General features: G+C 61.6%; 14 protein-coding genes. 8 read left to right on the forward strand and 6 right to left on the reverse strand.

The window, feature by feature from the left end:
- The first annotated feature begins 173 nt into the window (after positions 1–173).
- A complete protein-coding gene (gene clpS / locus LLY24_RS07175; RefSeq protein ID WP_259035960.1) occupies positions 174–521 on the forward strand; it encodes an ATP-dependent Clp protease adapter ClpS in 348 nt (115 codons plus the stop codon).
- A gap of 171 nt (positions 522–692) precedes the next feature.
- Complete coding sequence (gene clpA / locus LLY24_RS07180) at positions 693–2969, forward strand: ATP-dependent Clp protease ATP-binding subunit ClpA (RefSeq protein WP_259035604.1); 2277 nt, start codon at positions 693–695, stop codon at positions 2967–2969.
- Positions 2970–3120: 151 nt separating this feature from the next.
- Here the strand turns inward: clpA and infA are convergent, their stop codons facing one another.
- From infA to aat, 3 genes are all read right to left on the reverse strand, one after another.
- Positions 3121–3339, reverse strand: a complete 219-nt coding sequence (gene infA / locus LLY24_RS07185) for a translation initiation factor IF-1 (protein WP_007111068.1) — start codon at positions 3337–3339, stop codon at positions 3121–3123.
- A gap of 159 nt (positions 3340–3498) precedes the next feature.
- The gene (locus tag LLY24_RS07190; protein WP_259035605.1) at positions 3499–4233 is read right to left on the reverse strand and encodes an arginyltransferase; all 735 of its coding nucleotides are present in this window, start codon (positions 4231–4233) and stop codon (positions 3499–3501) included.
- Between the two features lie 15 nt (positions 4234–4248).
- Complete coding sequence (gene aat / locus LLY24_RS07195) at positions 4249–5019, reverse strand: leucyl/phenylalanyl-tRNA--protein transferase (RefSeq protein ID WP_259035606.1); 771 nt, start codon at positions 5017–5019, stop codon at positions 4249–4251.
- Between the two features lie 120 nt (positions 5020–5139).
- Between aat and LLY24_RS07200 the strand changes: the two genes are divergently transcribed.
- The gene (locus LLY24_RS07200) at positions 5140–8424 is read left to right on the forward strand and encodes a DNA translocase FtsK (protein WP_282563384.1); all 3285 of its coding nucleotides are present in this window, start codon (positions 5140–5142) and stop codon (positions 8422–8424) included.
- Between the two features lie 119 nt (positions 8425–8543).
- Positions 8544–9194: an outer membrane lipoprotein periplasmic chaperone LolA gene (gene lolA / locus LLY24_RS07205; protein WP_259035607.1), complete on the forward strand. Its 651-nt coding sequence runs from the start codon at positions 8544–8546 to the stop codon at positions 9192–9194.
- 53 nt (positions 9195–9247) lie between these two features.
- Here the strand turns inward: lolA and LLY24_RS07210 are convergent, their stop codons facing one another.
- Entirely contained in the window at positions 9248–10576 is a 1329-nt protein-coding gene (locus LLY24_RS07210) for a replication-associated recombination protein A (protein ID WP_259035608.1), read from the reverse strand.
- Positions 10577–10776: 200 nt separating this feature from the next.
- Here LLY24_RS07210 and LLY24_RS07215 point away from each other — a divergent pair, with 200 nt between their 5' ends.
- The 4 genes from LLY24_RS07215 to LLY24_RS07230 all read left to right on the forward strand — a co-directional run bounded on the left by LLY24_RS07215 (position 10777) and on the right by LLY24_RS07230 (position 18517).
- Positions 10777–11322, forward strand: a complete 546-nt coding sequence (locus LLY24_RS07215; protein ID WP_259035609.1) for a hemerythrin domain-containing protein — start codon at positions 10777–10779, stop codon at positions 11320–11322.
- A gap of 133 nt (positions 11323–11455) precedes the next feature.
- Positions 11456–12283 (forward strand): glutamate racemase, encoded by an 828-nt coding sequence (gene murI, locus LLY24_RS07220; protein WP_259035610.1) that lies wholly within the window; start codon positions 11456–11458, stop codon positions 12281–12283.
- A 92-nt stretch (positions 12284–12375) separates the two neighbouring features.
- A complete protein-coding gene (gene trmA, locus LLY24_RS07225; RefSeq protein WP_259035611.1) occupies positions 12376–13482 on the forward strand; it encodes a tRNA (uridine(54)-C5)-methyltransferase TrmA in 1107 nt (368 codons plus the stop codon).
- 211 nt (positions 13483–13693) lie between these two features.
- Complete coding sequence (locus LLY24_RS07230; RefSeq protein ID WP_259035612.1) at positions 13694–18517, forward strand: NAD-glutamate dehydrogenase; 4824 nt, start codon at positions 13694–13696, stop codon at positions 18515–18517.
- Between the two features lie 110 nt (positions 18518–18627).
- Here LLY24_RS07230 and LLY24_RS07235 read toward each other — a convergent pair whose 3' ends face one another.
- Both LLY24_RS07235 and LLY24_RS07240 read right to left on the reverse strand, forming a co-directional pair.
- Positions 18628–18891 (reverse strand): BrnA antitoxin family protein, encoded by a 264-nt coding sequence (locus LLY24_RS07235; protein WP_259035613.1) that lies wholly within the window; start codon positions 18889–18891, stop codon positions 18628–18630.
- A complete protein-coding gene (locus tag LLY24_RS07240) occupies positions 18869–19144 on the reverse strand; it encodes a BrnT family toxin (RefSeq protein ID WP_259035614.1) in 276 nt (91 codons plus the stop codon). Before LLY24_RS07240 ends, LLY24_RS07235 begins: the two co-directional genes overlap by 23 nt.
- Between the last annotated feature and the right edge of the window lie 28 nt (positions 19145–19172).

The raw sequence follows: 19172 nt of genomic DNA on the forward strand, positions 1-19172 counted from the left end.
CTTGCCACCGCGAGGCGTCCAATTTTCGACAGGTATCGATGGCGCCCGGTTACGCGCTGCTCGATGCCTCGGGATACTTCATCGTGCAATCATTTTCGGAAAACATGTCGACACTTTTCTTCAAGGCATCACCCTCGAACGAGCCGTGTGAGATTACCCAAACGTCGCCTGTCATGATGGCAAGCGTAATGGCGGGGATGACGCGCCCGGAGCACCCGGGCGACGACGGTGATCTCGCCGTCGAGTCGGCAAAGCCCGAATTGGCCAAGCCGCCCATGTACAAGGTGGTCTTGCATAACGACGACTACACCCCCATGGAGTTTGTGGTCGAAGTTCTACAAAGCTTTTTTCATCTGGATAGCGAAACCGCCGTGCAGGTGATGATGGCCGTACACACCCAAGGTAAGGCGACGTGCGGTATCTTTACCCGCGATATAGCCGAGACCAAAAGCTATCAGGTCAACGAATACGCCCGCGAATGCGAACATCCCTTGATGAGCGATATCGAAGCGGCCGATTGAAAGCGTTGGCAAAAAAGTGGTAACAGGGCTTGCAACGACGCGATTTGTACCCGATGTTGAAAGTGCCGGTCGATTTAACTGATCCAGCGCAAGCGCCAATGGCATTTCCCCGCGAGAAAGTGCGCGCGGCCAGGTGGGAGCGAATGGATAGTAGCGAAATAGGGGACTGCCATGCTGAGCAAAGAACTTGAACTGACCCTGAACACGGCCTTTACCGTGGCACGCTCCAAGCGCCATGAGTTCATGACCGTTGAGCACCTACTGCTCGCGCTGTTGGATAACGCATCGGCAGCAGACGTGCTCAAGGCGTGTGGCGCCAACCTCGACAAGCTGCGCTCCGACCTACAGGATTTCATCAACTCGACGACCCCCTTGATTCCCGAGGGCCAGGGCGACCGTGAAACCCAGCCTACGCTCGGTTTCCAGCGCGTGCTCCAGCGCGCCGTTTTCCACGTCCAGTCGTCGGGCAAGAGCGAAGTGACCGGCGCTAACGTGCTGGTTGCCATCTTCTCCGAGCAGGAGAGCCAAGCGGTCTACTTCCTCAAACAGCAGAACGTGGCCCGGGTCGATGCGGTCAACTACATCGCTCACGGTATCTCCAAAGTGGCCGGGCACGGCCCCTCCGCCTCACCCTCGTCGCAAGAGGGTGAAGAGGCAGAGGAGGGCAGCGTCGAGGGGGCTGCGCATCCGCTCACTGGCTACGCCACCAATCTCAATGAGCAAGCGCGAATCGGTAAGATCGACCCGCTGATTGGGCGCGATCACGAGCTCGAACGCGTTGTGCAGATTCTCGCGCGTCGGCGTAAGAACAATCCGCTGCTGGTCGGCGAGGCGGGCGTGGGCAAGACGGCCATTGCCGAGGGTCTTGCCAAGCGCATCGTCGAAGAGGACGTGCCCGATGTCATCGCCGATGCCGTGGTCTACTCCCTGGATATGGGCGCGCTGCTGGCGGGCACCAAGTACCGTGGTGACTTCGAGAAGCGCTTGAAAAGTCTACTCGGCGAGCTGCGCAAGCAGCCCAATGCAATTCTATTCATCGACGAAATCCACACCGTGATCGGCGCCGGTGCCGCTTCGGGTGGTGTCATGGATGCGTCGAACCTGCTCAAGCCGCTGCTCTCCTCGGGTGAGCTACGCTGCATCGGCTCGACGACGTTCCAGGAGTTCCGCGGCATCTTCGAAAAGGATCGCGCTCTGGCGCGGCGCTTCCAGAAGGTCGACGTGCTGGCGCCGTCGGTCGACGACACCATCAAGATTCTCAAGGGGCTGCGTTCGCGCTTCGAAGAGCACCACGCGCTGAAATACACCGATGGTGCGCTAGAAAGCGCGGCGCGCCTGGCCGATCGCTACATCAATGATCGCCACCTGCCCGACAAGGCCATCGACGTGATCGATGAGGCCGGTGCCCATCAGCGCCTGCTGCCGCCGGAGGTGCGGGTCGATAGCATCGATGTCGATCAGATCGAAGCCGTAGTGGCCTCGATTGCGCGCATTCCGCCGAAGAGCGTCTCTTCGTCGGATCGTAAGCTGCTCGAAAAGCTCGACCGCGATCTCAAGATGCTGGTATTCGGGCAGGACGAAGCCATCGACTCGCTTTCGGCGGCGATCAAGCTCTCCCGCGCAGGGCTCAAGTCGCCCGACAAGCCGGTGGGTAGCTTCCTCTTTGCTGGTCCTACTGGGGTGGGCAAGACCGAAGTGGCCAAGCAGCTTGCCCATATCATGGGGATCGAGCTCGTGCGCTTTGATATGTCCGAGTATATGGAGCGCCATACGGTGTCACGCCTGATCGGTGCGCCTCCTGGCTACGTGGGTTACGACCAGGGCGGGCTACTGACCGAGGCGATCACCAAGCAGCCGCACTGCGTGCTGCTGCTCGACGAGATCGAGAAGGCGCATCCGGAAGTCTTCAACCTGCTGCTCCAGGTCATGGACCACGGTCGGTTGACCGACAACAACGGCCGCGAAGCGGATTTCCGCCACGTGATTCTGATCATGACTTCCAACGCCGGTGCCGAGCAGTCATCGCGCCGTTCCATTGGCTTCCAGTCGCAGGATCACTCGACCGATGCCATGGAGGTGATTCGTCGGACCTTCTCGCCGGAGTTCCGCAACCGCCTCGACGGCATCATCCAGTTCCACGCGCTGCCTACGTCCGTGGTGCGCAATGTGGTCGACAAGTTCCTGGTCGAGCTACAGGCGCAGCTGGACGAAAAGCGGGTGCAGCTCGATGTCGACGAGATTGCGCGCGACTGGCTGGCCGAGAAAGGTTACGACCCGGCGATGGGGGCACGCCCTATGGCGCGCTTGATTCAAGAGAAGCTGAAAAAGCCGCTAGCGGAGATGATTCTCTTTGGTGAGCTAGCTGAGCACGGCGGTATCGTGCACGTTGGCCTTGAGGAGGGTGAGCTTCATCTCTCCACTGAGACCGAACTTGCAGATGCGCCGTGATGGTGCTCTCTGTTAGATAAAGCTACGCGCAAAAATGCACAGCGCCCTGTCCATGACGGGGCGTTGTCATTTTCTAACGTCGCATGACGACCATAGCGGCTAGAGCATCAGCATCGAGCGGGGTAACGAGGGCAGGGCTGGGTGCGAGCGCTTAGCGCGAACGGTAAACGATGCGGCCTTTGGATAGGTCGTAGGGAGTCAGCTCGACCTTGACCTTGTCGCCGGTCAGGATGCGGATGTAGTTCTTGCGCATTTTGCCGGAGATGTGAGCGGTCACGACGTGGCCGTTTTCCAGCTCGACCCGAAACATGGTGTTGGGCAGGGTGTCGACGATGACACCTTCCATTTCAATATGATCTTCGCGTGCCATATAGGCAGTTCCTCATCGATTGATGGTAATGAAATAGCAAAAAAGCATCGAAACGATGCGTGGCCCGCGTCGGGGCTCGGTGCAAACAGCGCTATATTGTGCCGCAAGCCTGGCGGCAAGGCAAAAAAGCGCATCAATTAGGTGGTTTTTTGCTAGACGTTAGCCGACCAGACGCCGCCAGCGCTGGCCGTCGAGCTGCTCGAGTGGAGCAAAAGCCTGTTTGTAGCGCATCTTGCGACACGCCTCTATCCAATACCCCAGGTAGAGATGCGGCAGCGATTTCTCATGGGTTAGGTGAATTAGTTCGAGAATCGCCTGGGTGCCCAAAGAGCGGCGCTCGAGATCGTCGCGCACGGCGAAGAAGGTATAGATCGCGGAAAGGCCGTGTTCGAGTTCATCGAAGGCGCTTACCGCTACTAGCTCCTCATCGAGATAGAGTTCGAGCAGGCGTGCATAGGGCGCCTCTTGGGCTAGGAAGGTGCGGTACTGCTCGCGGCTGGGCGGATACATATCGCCATCGGCATGGCGCAGCCGAATGTAGTCGGCGTAGAGCTCATAGTGGTGCGGCTCGAAGCGCGCGGGCACCACGCGTGTGGTGATATCGGCGTTACGCCTCGCTAGCTTGCGCTGGGTACGGTTGGGCGTGAAGGCCGCCACCGGAATGCGCACCGAACGGCAAGCGTTGCAGCTTTCACAGTGCGGCCGGTATAGATGGCGTCCGCTGCGACGAAACCCGAGCAGCGACAGGGCATCATAAACGCCATCGGCCACGGCTTCCTTGGGGTCGAGAAAAAGCGTGGTGGCCTCGCGTCCGTCGAGATAGCTACAGGGGTGCGGCACGGTTAGGAAAAAGCGCAGATCCTGCAAGGGGCGCGAAGGGGTACGACTACTCATAAGGCCCTCCACTGATCACGACGAGGGAAATGATATAGGTGATTCGCCCAAAGCGCCGGGTTCGCCGGGAATGGCGGTGAGCCAGGGCGAGGGCGGTACACCGCTCGATAGCGCGCCGGTTGAAGCGGGCGCGGCAGGCAGCCACTGTTCAAGATAGTCGATGAACGTTTGCCGGGCGACCGTCGCGGCCCCCAGGCTTGCCAGATGCGGGGTGTGCATTTGGCAGTCGATGAGTTTGCCGCCTCCTTGGTGCATGGCGCTCGCTAGCCGCGCAAGGGCGATCTTGGAGCCGTCGGGCTCGTGTGAGAACATGGATTCGCCAAAGAAGACTGGCCCCATGGCCAAGCCGTAGAGCCCGCCGACCAAGCGCCCGTCTCGGTGCACCTCAATGCTGTGCGCGACCCCCAGGGCGTTGAGCTCGATATAGGCCGCGCGCATCTCCTCGGTGATCCAGGTGCCGGTTTCCTGAGCGCGTGGTGCGGCGCAGGCATCGATCACCTGCTCGAAATGCGCATCGAGGGTGATGTGAAAGCCGCCGTTACGTAGGCGCTTGTGTAGGCTGCGCCGCAGGCGAAAATCGGCGGGAAAGAGCACCATGCGAGGGTCGGGGCTCCACCATAAAATGGGATCCTCGTCGCTATACCACGGGAAAATGCCACGGCGGTAGGCGGCAATCAGCCAGGCGGGCGAAAGGGCCCCGCCAGCGGCGAGCAAACCATTGGGATTGCGCAGCGCCTGCGCGGTAGAGGGAAACAAAGGGTGGGGCGTCGAAAGCCAAGGCAGCATGCAAATTCCTATCACCGAAACGGCCACATAACGCTGTGACCGCGAAAGGATGCTCGGTATGATGCAAAGTCGCAAGTGGGCGTCAGGCTACATGAATCGAGGTGTTGAAGGGAGAGTCGCTTGAAAGTGAACAAAGCAGTAGACAAGCGAACGCAGCGTAACACGCGTCAAACGGCCAAGGATGCCTCCTCGGCGCGTGTCAAGGCAGCCAAAGACAAGGCGCGCCGGTTTGGTCTGCGTTTACAAGGTTCGACGCGAGAAGGCGTAGTCGTAGTGCTACTGGCGCTCTGCGTCTTCTTGCTATTGGCGCTATTGAGCTATCACCCGGCCGACCCCGGCTGGTCCTACCAGGGCCCGGAAACCGACGTGCGCAACTGGATGGGGCCTGTCGGCGCGTGGCTTGCCGACGTGCTCTACTCGCTCTTGGGCGCCAGCGCCCTGTGGTGGCCGGGCATGCTAGGCTTTGCCGCCTGGTGGCTAATCCGTTCGCGCCAGGTGCGCTTCGAGATCGACCCGGTCGCCATCGCCGTGCACATCGGCGGCCTAGTACTGCTTATCTTTGGCACCACGATGCTCGGTGCGCTGCATTTCTACCATGCCAACAGCATGCTGCCCTACGCCTCGGGCGGTATTCTGGGCGAGGGGCTCGTGCGCTCGCTGATGCCGCTGGTCAATAGCGGCGGGGTAGGGCTGATTGCCGCCGCGCTCATTTTGAGCGGCTTTCCGCTGTTCAGCGGCCTCTCTTGGCTGCAGGTGGCCGATGAATTGGGCCGCCGTTTGTGCCGTTTAGGCGGCTGGATGCGCTACCGCCGTATGCGCCGCGATGAGAAAACCGCCCAGCGCGCCGCGCGCAAACCGACGCCGGTGGCCGAAAAGCCGAGTGCTGCGCGAAGCCCCCGGCGCGGCGAGCGCCGCGAACCCGAATTCAGCGAAGATACCTCGATTCCCTGGGAAGCGGCTTTCTCCGGTGCCGTTGCCGATGATGCACTAACTGCGCAAACGCCTGCGGCCGTGGCGCCCAAGCGCGAGCCCGCACCGGCACCTGTACTTTCACCCAAAGCCGAACCCGCGCCACCGGCCACGCCCGAGCCAAAAGCGCCCGAGATCAAAGCGCCTGAGCCTGAGCCCGCCCCCGAGCTTAAAGCTTTCGAGCCGACCGCTCCCGCCGTCAAACCGGCGGCACGCGTAGAACCTGCGTTCGAGCCCGAGGCTCACACTGCACCCGAAGCAGCCCAAGACGAGCCCGACGACACGCCGATGCCGCTCTATGCCCGCCGGTTCGAGGAGAACGAAGAGCCAGAGAGCCAGACGCTCGCCAACGGCGATGACGATATCGCTAACAGCGAGGTAAAAGCGCCATCAAAACCCCAGCCACTGACAGAGGCATATCCCCCTGTAGAGGCGCAGCCCACGGCAGAGGTGCCAACGTCTAAGCCGCAAAGTGCTGACGACGTATACGAAAACGAAGTACAAGAGGAAGAAGAACGCGAAGAAGAGGACTTCACGCCGCTGATGCCGCTGCACGCGCGCCGCGACGAGCGCGAAGAGGAGAGCGCCTTTTCCGCCGCTTCGCTGCGCGCCACTGACCGCGAAGGTGGCGATGGCAGTGGCGATGAGACGGATGCACCGCGCGCGCCCATTGCTCCTGCAGCCGTGACGGCGGCGACCGTTGCGCCACGCGTAGCTGAAGTCGTGCCCGAACCGGTATGGGAGGATGACGACGAGGTCGATCTCACCCCAGCCCCGCGCGTGGCGCCTAGCGTCGAGCCTGCCCGCCCCACCGCGCGTCACGAGCCCACGTTCGATGCCGATGAGGCTGCGCAAGAGGCCGACGATGGCCCCACGCTCTGGACCGTCGAGCACTTGCAGAGCCAGCGGCCAACGCTCGAGAATTTGCCCGAGCCCGAAGGCGAGGTGCCGAGCCTGCGTCTGTTGACGCCACCGGAGCCGCACCAGCCCAACTACACCGACGAGCAACTCGCCGACATGGCCGAACTGCTCGAAGTGCGCCTGCGCGAATACGGGGTGAAAGCCGAGGTAGTAGATACTTGGCCGGGCCCGGTGATCACGCGCTTTGAAATCAAGCCCGCCGCTGGCGTCAAGGTCTCCAAAATCAGCAACCTAGCCAAAGACCTTGCCCGTTCGCTGATGGTCAAGAGCGTACGCGTCGTCGAAGTCATTCCCGGGCGACCTACAGTGGGTATCGAGATTCCCAACCCGCATCGGGCGATGATCCGCCTGCGTGAGGTGATCGACTCCGACCGTTTCCAGAACGAAGCCTCACCGCTGACGCTGGCGCTGGGTCAGGATATCGGCGGGTCGCCTGTCGTGGCCAACCTCGGCAAGATGCCGCACCTGTTGGTGGCGGGCACCACGGGCTCGGGTAAGTCGGTCGGGGTCAACGCCATGCTGATCTCGATGCTGCTCAAGGCCAAGCCCAACGAGCTCAAGCTGATCATGGTCGACCCCAAGATGCTCGAGCTCTCGGTTTACGATGGCATTCCGCACCTTCTCGCGCCGGTGGTTACCGACATGAAAGAGGCGGCTAACAGCCTGCGCTGGTGCGTGGCCGAGATGGAGCGGCGCTACAAGCTTATGGCGGCAATGGGCGTGCGTAACATCGCGGGCTTCAATGCGCGCCTGGACGAGGCCGAACGCGCCGGAGCCCAGGTCGCCGACCCGCTGTGGGAGCCGCAGCCCTGGGAGATGCACCAAACGCCGCCGGTACTCGAAAAGCTGCCCTACATCGTCGTAGTGATCGATGAGTTCGCCGACATGTTCATGATCGTCGGCAAGAAGGTCGAGGAGCTGATCGCGCGGCTGGCGCAAAAGGCGCGTGCTGCCGGCATCCATCTGATTCTCGCCACCCAGCGCCCGTCGGTGGACGTAGTGACGGGGTTGATCAAAGCCAACATTCCCTCGCGGATGGCGTTCCAGGTCTCTTCGCGTATCGACTCGCGCACGATTCTGGATCAGGGGGGCGCCGAGAGCCTGCTGGGCCACGGCGATATGCTCTACCTGCCCGCAGGTTCGGGGCCGCCCAACCGCGTTCACGGCGCCTTCGTTGACGATGACGAGGTACACCGTGTGGTCGACGACTGGAAGCGCCGCGGTGCGCCCGAGTACATCGAAGAGATCCTCTCTGGTGGGGTGACCGCCGATGCCTTGGCAGGGCTTGAAGCCGAAGGTGGCGATGGCGACGATGCCGAGCAGGATGCACTTTACGACGAAGCGGTGCAGTTTGTCACCGAGAGCCGCAAGGCGTCGATCTCAGCGGTGCAACGGCGCTTCAAGATCGGTTACAACCGCGCCGCGCGTCTGGTCGAGGCAATGGAGAGCGCTGGCGTGGTCTCCTCCATGAGCAGCAACGGCTCGCGCGACGTGCTGGCCCATCCCCCGGGGTGAACGGGGAAATCGTGCAAGAAGGATGAAAATGGCGCCGCGATGGAAACCTCGCGGCGTTTTCAACGTCTTATCGGCTAACGGATCGGCTCGCTCGATCCTTTGCTTTCAGGGAGAACAGAATGCGCGACACGCAAGTACGACGCTCTTCATCGCTGGCGCTGGCCGCCAGCGCACTGGGACTCACGCTCTCCGCCCCGGCGGCCTGGGCCAACGAAGCCGCCGAGCGCCTGACCGCCAAGCTCGACCCACTACAGAACTATCAGGCCAGCTTCGAGCAGCGCATTCTCGATAGCAGCGGCCAGCGCCTGCAAAGCGCCCAAGGTGAAATGTGGCTATCGCGCCCGGGCATGCTGCGCTGGGAAGTGGAAGCGCCCTACGCGCAAACGGTGGTCTCCGACGGCAGCGAGGTCTACCTCTACGACCCGGACCTCGAACAGGTGACCGTTCAGGCGATGGATAACCGCGTGACCCATACCCCGGCACTGCTGCTTTCCGGCAGCGCCAGCGACCTGACCGAGAGCTACGACGTCTTCTACGAGCAGGAAGCGGGTAACGACGTCTTCACTCTGATTCCCGTGTCGGCGGATACGCTGTTCGAGGAGTTGAGCATGGTCTTCGATAGCGAGACCCTGACCGAGCTGTGGATGACCGACAGCACCGGCCAGCAGACCGCCATCGCCTTTAACGGCATCACCCAAAATGGCAACATCCCTAGCGAGCGCTTCCGCTTCGATATCCCCGAAGGTGCCGATGTCATCCGCGAACGCTGATTGCTGACGCCGTCATCGCTTTTCTCACTCTTTTATCACTGTTGATCGGGCGCCTAGGGCGCCCGATCGGCGTTTTGGTCCTGCTCTTCACGCCAGGCCATGATCTCGCCAAAGCGCTTCTCTTGACCAAACGCCGAAGGCTCATAAAAGCTCGCTTTGGGCAGCGCCTCGGGCCAGCAGTCGTGGGCGCTTCCGGCGGGGTAGCCGTGGGGCTCGTTGTGGGCGTAGCGGTAGCCTTCGCCGTGGCCTAACTCCTCCATCAGCTTGGTGGGAGCGTTGCGTAGATAGATCGGCACGTCGAGTCGTGGCTGGCTGGCGACGAACTGCTGCGCCTTCTTCCACGCTTGGTCGATACGGTTGCTCTTGGGCGCCACGGCAAGATGGATCGCCGCGTGGGCGATGGCGCGCTGGCCTTCGTAGTCGCCCAGGCGCAAGTAGGCGTCCCAGGCAGCGATGACCAGCGGCAGCGCGCGTGGGTCGGCGTTGCCAACGTCTTCCGAGGCGATGGCGCTGAGCCTGCGCACCACGTCGAGCGGGTCGCCGCCGCCCTGGATGAAGCGCGCCATGTACAGCAGCGCCGCATCCGGGCGTGAGGAGCGCACCGACTTATGAATGGCCGAGAGCAGGTCGTAGTAGGCATCCCCCTGCTTGTCGAAGCTACTGGCCTGGTGGCCAATTACGTCGGCCAGTACGCTCTTCTCCAAACGCTCGCCGCCCTCGATCGGGGTGGTGAAGTCGCAGGCGGTTTCGAGTAGACCCAGGGCGCGCCGAGCATCGCCCGCGCTTGCATGGGCCAGCGCGACTAGCACGTCATTGTCGACCGCTATATGTCGCTTGCCCAAACCGCGCGCTTCGTCGTCGAGCGCTTGGCGCATCACCGCGATCAACTCGTCGTCATCGAGCGCTTTGAGAACGTAAACCCGCGCGCGTGAAAGCAGCGCCGAGTTAACCTCGAAGGAGGGATTCTCGGTGGTGGCGCCGATCAGCGTCAAAAGCCCCGACTCTACGTGGGGCAAAAGAGCGTCCTGCTGGCTTTTGTTCAGGCGGTGAATTTCGTCGAGAAAAAGCACCACGGGCGTGCTCATCTGGCGTGCCCGTTCGACCACGGCGCGAATCTCCTTGACCCCCGCCATGACCGCGCTCAAGTGCTCAAGGTGCGCCTCGGAGGCGCGGGCGAGCAGCTCAGCAAGCGTCGTTTTACCCACGCCCGGCGGCCCCCATAGAATCATCGAGCGGATGACGCCCGACTCGGCCATGCGCCGAAGCGGCTTGTCCGGCCCTACCAAGGCTTTCTGGCCAAGATAGTCGTCGAGCGTGCGCGGGCGCATGCGAAACGCCAGCGGCGCATCGTCGGCGGGAGGGGCGTTGTCGAAAAGATCCATAGCGACTTCCGTATTGCGGGCCTTGAGTATAGACGGCTTAGAGGTGGTAATACGCCATTGCCAAGACTACCTTTGGCGTAAATCACAAAAAACCATCACCTGCTAAGCTTGAACCAGTCGGGGCATTGTCGAACAGGTGCCCGCGTGCACGCCAGCGCTCGCTACAGGGCGTAGGCGTGACCCAACAAGGAGACGGCACGATGTTGAACCAATTGCGTCTAGATCATGCCAACATGGCGAGGATGCTGCACGTACTGCAGCTCAAGCAGAAGACCCTGGCGCAAGGCGAGCGCCCCAATTTCAAACTCATGCGCGAGGTCGTCGACCATATCCTCGCCTACATGGATGGTTTCGCCGCGCCTTTGGAGCGTGTCTGCGTCGAACGCCTGCAGAAAGACGCCCCCGAGCACGCCGAGGTGACCGAAGCCATTGCGGCAGAATACCTTCAGCTCAAGCCCCGCTTGGCGCGCCTTTCCGACGACATCGATATGATCCTGATGGACAATGTGCTGCCCATGGATCGCTTCGCCGATGACCTCAAGTCGTATCTGGAGGCGCACCGCGCCTATTTGCGCCAGGAGCGCGAAACGCTCTTCCCCTTGATCGACCGCTACTTCGACAGCGACGAGATGGAGGCGCTGCGCCAGGCGCTGCCCGAGGGCGCTGAGAAAGAGCTCGAACGCCTCCAGCTCGCCTATCCCGAGCTCTATGCCGAACTGCGCGGCGCCGAGGTGCCTGAGCTATAGAGGCAACGGCGTCAATGAGCCAGCGTAACGATGACGGGGCGTGCTAAACTAGCCGCCCCGTTTTTCGTACGGGCCAATTGATGTATGAGAGGCAAGACGGCGTGGCGAGCAGAGCGTGACGAAGATGGCAGGCATGAAAAAGCCCTTGGATAAGACACAGCCCCCAGCGGGGCCAATTTTGGTGTTCGACTCCGGCGTGGGCGGCCTGTCGGTGGCGCAGTCGCTACGTAAGCACTACCCCCACGCCGCGCTCTGCTACGCCTGTGACAATGCCTGGCTACCTTATGGCCTTCGCCCCGACGAGGCGCTGGCGGCGCGAATCGTTCGGGTGTGTAGCGCCGCGGTAGCCGCCTGTTCGCCAAGCGTGCTCGTGGTGGCCTGCAATACCGCGAGCACGCTGGCGCTCGATGCGCTGCGTGAGGGGCTGACGATTCCCGTCATCGGCACCGTACCCGCGATCAAGCCCGCCGCCATGGTGAGCCGTACGCGCCATATTGGCCTGCTGGCCACCCAGGCCACGGTACGCCGCCCCTATACCCAGCAACTGATCGACGATTTCGCCAGCGACTGTCGCATCACCCGTATCGCCGCCGACGAGCTGGTGACCCTGGCCGAGGCCTGGCTTGGCGGTCGGGCGCCCGAAATCGCGCGGTTGAGCCATCTTCTGGCCCCCCTTTGGCAAGCAACCAGCCCAGAAGGCGACGCCGCCCCGCTGGATACCGTGGTGCTGGGCTGCACGCACTTCCCGCTGCTAAAGCCGTGGCTTGAAGAAGCATCGCCCACGCCGCTCACCTGGGTGGACTCGGGCGATGCCATTGCCCGGCGCGTGGCGCAGGTGGGCGCGCACGTAAGCGAAGGCGACGATGGGCGCTGTTTCACTACGGCGCCTGCTCAAGGGCTTCGCGCAGGATTTCAGCGCTACGGATTCGGCGCTCCGCAGCCGCTTTCGCTGCCCGATTGAGTGCTCGCCTCGCAGCGCTTCGGTGTACGTCTTATTTCCCTTTTCATCCCCTTTATCGAATCACTGACCGATTGCAACGACGAGGAGAGGCCTTGGCTATCCCGATAGTAGAACCCAAGCGCTACGATGATCTTCTGGCGGCCAAGCGCGATGCCATGCAGGCACTGTTTACGCCCTTCGACGCTCCCGCCGTCGAGGTATTTCCCTCGCCGCCGAGCCACTATCGCCAGCGCTGCGAGTTTCGAATTTGGCACGAAGGGGACGACCTCTTCTACGCCATGTTCGAGGTGGATGCGGATGATCCCAAGAACAAGCGCGTGGTGCGCCTGGATCAGTACCCGGTTGCCAGCGAGCGTATCAACGCGCTGATGCCGCAGCTGCGCGAGGCCTTTCTCGCCAGCGATGAACTGCGCCGCCGGTTGTTCCAGGTGGAATTCTTGACCACGCTCTCCGGCGAGGCTTTGGTGACGCTGGTCTATCACCGCCCCTTGAGCGAGGCGTGGGAGGCCGAGGCGCGCGCGCTCGAGGCACGTTTGAATATCATGATCATCGGGCGTTCGCGTAAGCAGCGCCTAGTACTCACCCGCGATCATGTCTGGGAGACGCTCAGCGTTGGCGGCAAAACGCTGCGCTACCAGCAGGTCGAGAATAGCTTTACGCAACCCAATGCCGTGATCTGTCAGGCGATGCTGACCTGGGCCCGCGAAGCGACCCAAGGCAGCGAGCAGGAGGATCTGGTCGAGCTCTACTGCGGCAACGGCAACTTCACCATCGCCCTGGCCGAGAACTTTCGCCGCGTACTCGCCACCGAAATTTCGCGCACCTCGGTGGCCAGCGCCAACGTCAACCTCGAGGCCAATGGCGTCGCCAATGCCCAGGTTGCGCGTATGTCCGCCGAAGAGTTTTCGCTGGCGCTCAAGGGCGACAAGGGCGGGCGTCGCGTGGCCGAAATGGACCTTGCGGGCTACGACTTCTCCACCGTATTGGTCGATCCACCTCGGGCGGGACTGGATGACGAGAGCTGCCGCCAGGTCAGTGAGTACGCGCGCATCGTTTATGTCTCCTGTAACCCAACGACCTTGGCGGCGAACCTCGCGCTCTTGACTCGTACCCACCGTATCGAACGCTTTGCGCTGTTCGATCAGTTCCCCTTCACCGACCACTGCGAATGTGGCGTGGTGTTAACGCGACGCAGTTAAAACGTCTACGCTAAGTCTCACTGACCAGTCTCACGGACCAGTTTCACAGACGAGGCTCACGGGCGATGCCTAAGCGGCATGCGCCATGAGCAAGTGAGTAGCGTGCTAGGGTTCGGCGCGCCACTGGCGTAAGCTGAGAGCCTTTGGCCTAAAGGCCCATTGTCCTTCGTTTTTTTTGCCGCCAAGCGGCCCCGGCAGTCGAGGTGTAGGGATGCATTACGTTGCGATTGAAGAGAGTCGGCAAGATCTGTTGAAGCAGCTTCAGGAGCGCTTGCATGCGCGCTTGGAGCCTGCGCGTGCGGAGGCGATAGACGCTTTTGCCAGGCAGTTCTACGCGACGGTGCCCATCGAGGACCTCGTCGATCGCCGCCTGGACGATCTCTACGGCGCCACGCTCTCTATCTGGCAGTTTTTGCTCCACCACGACAGCGACAAACCCAAGGTTCGCGTCTTCAACCCCGATTTCTCCGAGCACGGCTGGCAGTCGGCGCACACCTTCGTGGCCGTGTTGCACGAAGACATGCCGTTTCTGGTCGACTCGGTGCGCATCGAGCTCAACCGCCGTGGCCTTACCGTCCACGCCATCCAGAATACGGTGCTAGCGGTTGCGCGTAACGGCCAGCACCACCTCGAGCGGATTGGCTCGCCGCGCGACGAGAACGCGCCGGAAGGGCGCGAGTCGCTGATCGTCATCGAGGTGGATCGACGTACCGATCCCGATTTTCTGCACAAGATCGAGCGCAACCTTCACGACGTGCTGCGCGACGTACGCACTGCCGTTGCCGATTTCGACCCCATGTGCGGGCGTATCACCGAATCGATCCAGGAGCTGGAGAAGAACTGCCCGCCGCAGATCGACCCCGACGACCACGAAGAGGCCATCGCCTTCCTCGAGTGGCTGCTCAAGGACAACTTCACCTTCCTGGGCTACGACGAGTATCACCTGGTCGATGGCCGACTGAAGCGCGACCCTGACAGCCTGCTTGGCGTATTCCGCCTCGATCAGCCGCGCTATCAAGAGCGTATTCGCACCGAAGAGGGCGTTGACGAGCAAAACGGCTATGTTCTGGTGCCGCAGCTTCTTTCTTTCGCCAAGAGCGCCCACCATTCGCGGGTGCATCGGCCGACTTACCCGGACTACATCACCGTCGACCGCTACGATGACGACGGCAACGTGATCGGCGAGCGCCGCTTCTTTGGGCTTTTTACCTCCACGGTCTATAACGAGTCACCGCGCAACATTCCGCTATTGCGGCGTAAGCTGAAAGCCGTCACCGATATTGCCGGCTTCAGCCCTCAAGGCCACAACGGCAAGCAGCTTTTGCAGGTGCTCGAGGTCTACCCGCGCGATGATCTGTTCCAGATCAGCACCGACGCGCTGGCCAAAACGGCGTTAGGCATTCTCAACATTCGCGAGCGGCGCCAGGTACGGTTGTTCATCCGTGCGGATATCAGCGGTAAGTTCTACTCCTGCCTCGTTTTCGTTCCGCGTGACGTCTTCTCGACCGATCTGCGCCAGCGCATTCAGAACATGCTGTGCGACGAGATGGACGCCCACTTCGGTGACTTCAACACCTATCTTTCCGAGTCGGTGCTCGCGCGTATCCAGCTCATCTTGCGCTTCAATGGCGATACGCCCAGTGACTTCGACGTCAAGCGCCTGGAGGCCAAGGTGGCACGCTTGTCGCGCAGCTGGCGCGACGAGCTCCAAGAGGCGATGACCGAAGGCTTCGGCGAAGAGCAGGCCAATCTGCTGATGGATCAGTTCCGCGAGGCGTTCTCGACCAGCTACCGCGAAGACTATACCGCCCGCACGGCGGTCTACGACATCCAGAAGCTGCAAGAGCTCGATAGCGGCGACAACTTGGCGCTCTCGCTCTATCGTCCTCTGGAGGACAGCGCCAGCGGTCTCAACCTGAAACTTTTCCATGGCGACGGTCAGATTCCGCTCTCTGACGTGCTGCCGATGATGGAAAATCTCGGCCTGCGGGTGATCGGCGAGCGCCCCTACGAGCTCGACGCCCAGGGCAAGCACTACTGGATTCACGACTTCGAGCTCGAACACTACGGCAGCGAAGTGAGCCTGAGCGAAATGCGCGATGGCTTCACCGAGGCGTTCAAGCGTATCTGGGCGGGTGAGGCCGATAACGACGCCTTCAACCGGCTGATCATCGGCGCCGGCCTCGACTGGCGCGAGGTCGCCATGCTGCGCGGCTATGCGCGCTACTTGAAGCAAATCCGCTTTGGCATGTCGCAGGACTACATCGCCGCGACGCTGGCCAACTATCCCGAGATCACCCAAGCGCTGGTGGCGCTGTTCCGCCTGCGCTTCGATCCCAAGCGCGAGTCGCGCGACACCCGCGAGTGTTTGGCCACGCTCAACGAGCAGCTCGAAGGGGTGGCAAGCCTTAGCGACGACCAGCTTCTGCGCCGCTTCATGGAGCTGATTCAGGCAACGCTGCGTACCAACTACTACCAGCGCACGCCGGAAGGGCGCGCCAAAGACTACATCGCCTTCAAGCTCGAACCCTCCAAAGTTACCGGCATGCCCAAGCCGCGCCCGGCGTATGAGATCTTCGTTTGCTCACCGCGCGTCGAAGGGGTGCACCTGCGCGGCGGTAAGGTTGCGCGTGGCGGCCTGCGCTGGTCGGATCGCCATGAGGATTTCCGTACTGAAGTGCTGGGCTTGGTGAAAGCGCAGCAGGTGAAGAATGCGGTCATCGTGCCGGTGGGCGCCAAGGGCGGTTTCGTGTGCAAGCGTATGCCCGAAAACCCCGATCGCGAAACCCAGCAGCAAGAGGGGATCGCCTGTTACAAGATATTCATTCGTGCGCTTCTGGACGTCACCGATAACCTCGTCGGCGGCGACGTGGTGCCGCCGCAAGACGTCGTGCGCCACGACGATAACGACCCCTACCTGGTGGTTGCCGCTGATAAGGGCACGGCAACCTTCTCCGATATCGCCAACGCCATCTCGCTCGAGTATGGCCACTGGCTGGGCGATGCTTTTGCGTCGGGCGGCGCCAACGGCTACGACCATAAGAAGATGGGGATCACCGCGCGCGGTGCGTGGGAGTCGGTCAAGCGTCACTTCAGAAGCTTCGGTATCGACACCCAAGCGCAGCCCTTCAGCGTGGTCGGCATTGGCGACATGGGCGGCGACGTCTTCGGCAACGGTATGCTGCTCTCCGACAAGATCCAACTGGTGGGAGCGTTCAACCACCTGCACATCTTCGTCGACCCCAACCCCGACGATACCGAGGCCGCCTTCGCCGAGCGTCAGCGCCTCTTCGACATGCCGCGTTCGAGCTGGGAGGACTACCGCGCCGAGCTCATCTCCGAAGGCGGCGGTATCTTCCCGCGCAGCGCCAAGTCGATCGCCATCACGCCGCAGATGCAGGAGCGCTTCGGTATCAGCGAAAGCCGTCTTTCGCCCAACGAGCTGATTCGCGCCATGCTGGTTTCTCAGGTCGATTTGATCTGGAACGGCGGTATCGGTACCTATGTCAAGGCTAGCAGCGAAACCGACGCTGACGTGGGCGACAAGGCCAACGATGCGCTGCGCATCAACGGTTGTGACCTGCGCTGCCGCGTGGTGGGTGAGGGCGGTAACCTCGGTCTGACCCAGCGTGGGCGCATGGAGGCCGCTGCCCAAGGCGTGCGCGTCTACACCGACTTCATCGATAACGCCGGCGGGGTCAACTGCTCCGATCACGAGGTCAACATCAAGATCCTGATCGACGAAGTGGTCAAACGCGGCGACATGACCGAGAAGCAGCGCAACCAACTGCTCGCCGACATGACCGATGAAGTGGCTGAGCTGGTGATTCTCGACAACTACCGCCAGACCCAGGCGTTGGATCTCTCCGAGCGCCTTTCGCACCAGGGAATCGGGCCCTATCGCCGCTTCATTAGCGAGCTGGCCACAGCCGGGCAGATCGACCGTGAGCTCGAGTTCTTGCCTAGCGACGACGAGCTCAAAGAGCGCGCCGGTAGCGGGCAGGGTATGAGCTTGCCGGAGCTTTCGGTACTGATCTCTTACGCCAAGAGCACGCTCAAAGGCGATCTGATCAACTCCGACGTGCCCGACGATAGCTACGTGCATCGTCACCTGGAGCGCCTGTTCCCGAGTGTGCTTGTCGAGCACTATCAAGAGGAGATGTACGAGCACCGGCTGAAGCGCGAGATCGTCGCCACGCAGTTGGCCAATGATCTGGTGGATCACATGGGTATCGTCTTCGTACGCCGCCTGATCGACTCAACCGGCGCTGGCCGTGCCGAGATCGCCCGCGCCTACGTGATGGCGCGCGATAGCTTCAACATGCCTGCGCTCTGGTCCGAGCTCGAAGCGTTGGACAACCAGGTGCCGAGCGACATCCAGTACCGCATGATGCTCGATTTGATGCGCCTGATTCGCCGCGCCACGCGCTGGTTCCTGCGCCAGCACCTCAATACGTCGACGCAGGACGCCATCGAGTACTTCGGCCCGCGTCTGACCCAGCTACAGGAAAGCATGGACGAGATGCTCAGCGGCGACGAGCTGGCCACTTGGCACGCACGGCGCGACGAATTCATTGATGCGGGCGTGCCCGAGGCGCTTGCCGCGACCATTGCTGCTGCGCCCAGCCTCTATGCTGGCCTTGGCATCATTCAAGCCGCTCGCATTACCAACGAGAAGCCCCAGCGCGTTGCAGAGGTCTTCTACGAGGTCGGCAACCGCCTGGAGCTGCCCTGGATGGTTCAGCAGGTCACTCAACTCGAAGTACGCGACAGCTGGCAGGCCCAGGCGCGGGAAACCTTCCGCGACGATATCGACCGCCAGCAGCTCGCGCTCACTACGAGCGTGCTGAAGAACGACGCCGGTAGCCGCTCGACCGAAGAGCGCGTCCAACAGTGGCTCGACGCCCACTCCGCTCTTCACGAGCGCTGGCGCCGCCTCATCGACGAGGTCAGCAACGGCCACGAAACCAGCTTCGCGCTCTTCGCCGTCGCCATCCGCGAGCTCATGGGACTTGCCGAGAGTGACGTGGAGTAACGTTAAGGTCAGATAAACGCGCTACCTCGATGGTCGCCCTCCCACGTCTGCTGACGGGGAGGGCGTTTTACTTTGGAAGTATCGGGACTTTAGAAGTGCCGGGAAGAGGTCTACCCGTGCTCGCGAATGTACTGTTTAAGCGCTTGATCGATACGACGCTGCCAGCCATCCCCTTGCTGCTTGAAGTGGTCGATCACATCCGGTGAAAGTCGGATCGACGTTTTGACTTTGGTCGGCGCTTGCTGTTTACCGCGTTGCCCAATGCTACGCTGGAGCGAAGTAGGCAAAACCTCCGCCATACGACGCATGTCTTTTACGTCGTCATCGTTTAGCTCGCGGACTTCGCCATCCTTACTCGTGAGTTGCGTTGTCATAGCGGCGTACCTCGCGTGAATTAGCCTTTCTCAAACTGATGACCCGAATGCCTCCTTCGATAGGCGTAAAGCACACGACATGGACGCGTTTACCTATCCTACCAGGCGCCACAAAACGCCTCTCGGGATAGGCAAAACGGTCGTCTTCTGCCAGTAGCGCGTCCTCCCAGTCGAACTGCTCCACGACGCTAAAAGGGAGCCCGCGATCCTTGGCGTTGCGTGCACTTTTATTGGGATCGAAGTCGATGATCATTGCCTTATTGTATGGACAAAAAAAGGCA

This window comes from Halomonas dongshanensis, assembly GCF_024790395.1.
Taxonomy (GTDB): Bacteria; Pseudomonadota; Gammaproteobacteria; order Pseudomonadales; family Halomonadaceae; genus Vreelandella; species Vreelandella dongshanensis.

Bases quoted from the DNA above. Each gene is read 5' to 3' on its own strand.
- LLY24_RS07190 (WP_259035605.1), bottom strand. From the start codon at position 4,233: ATGAGTAGTCGTACCCCTTCGCGCCCCTTGCAGGATCTGCGCTTTTTC.
- infA (WP_007111068.1), bottom strand. From the start codon at position 3,339: ATGGCACGCGAAGATCATATTGAAATGGAAGGTGTCATCGTCGACACC.
- clpA (WP_259035604.1), top strand. From the start codon at position 693: ATGCTGAGCAAAGAACTTGAACTGACCCTGAACACGGCCTTTACCGTG.
- LLY24_RS07240 (WP_259035614.1), bottom strand. From the start codon at position 19,144: ATGATCATCGACTTCGATCCCAATAAAAGTGCACGCAACGCCAAGGAT.
- LLY24_RS07210 (WP_259035608.1), bottom strand. From the start codon at position 10,576: ATGGATCTTTTCGACAACGCCCCTCCCGCCGACGATGCGCCGCTGGCG.
- LLY24_RS07235 (WP_259035613.1), bottom strand. From the start codon at position 18,891: ATGACAACGCAACTCACGAGTAAGGATGGCGAAGTCCGCGAGCTAAAC.
- murI (WP_259035610.1), top strand. From the start codon at position 11,456: ATGAAAAAGCCCTTGGATAAGACACAGCCCCCAGCGGGGCCAATTTTG.
- clpS (WP_259035960.1), top strand. From the start codon at position 174: ATGATGGCAAGCGTAATGGCGGGGATGACGCGCCCGGAGCACCCGGGC.
- aat (WP_259035606.1), bottom strand. From the start codon at position 5,019: ATGCTGCCTTGGCTTTCGACGCCCCACCCTTTGTTTCCCTCTACCGCG.
- LLY24_RS07215 (WP_259035609.1), top strand. From the start codon at position 10,777: ATGTTGAACCAATTGCGTCTAGATCATGCCAACATGGCGAGGATGCTG.
- lolA (WP_259035607.1), top strand. From the start codon at position 8,544: ATGCGCGACACGCAAGTACGACGCTCTTCATCGCTGGCGCTGGCCGCC.
- LLY24_RS07230 (WP_259035612.1), top strand. From the start codon at position 13,694: ATGCATTACGTTGCGATTGAAGAGAGTCGGCAAGATCTGTTGAAGCAG.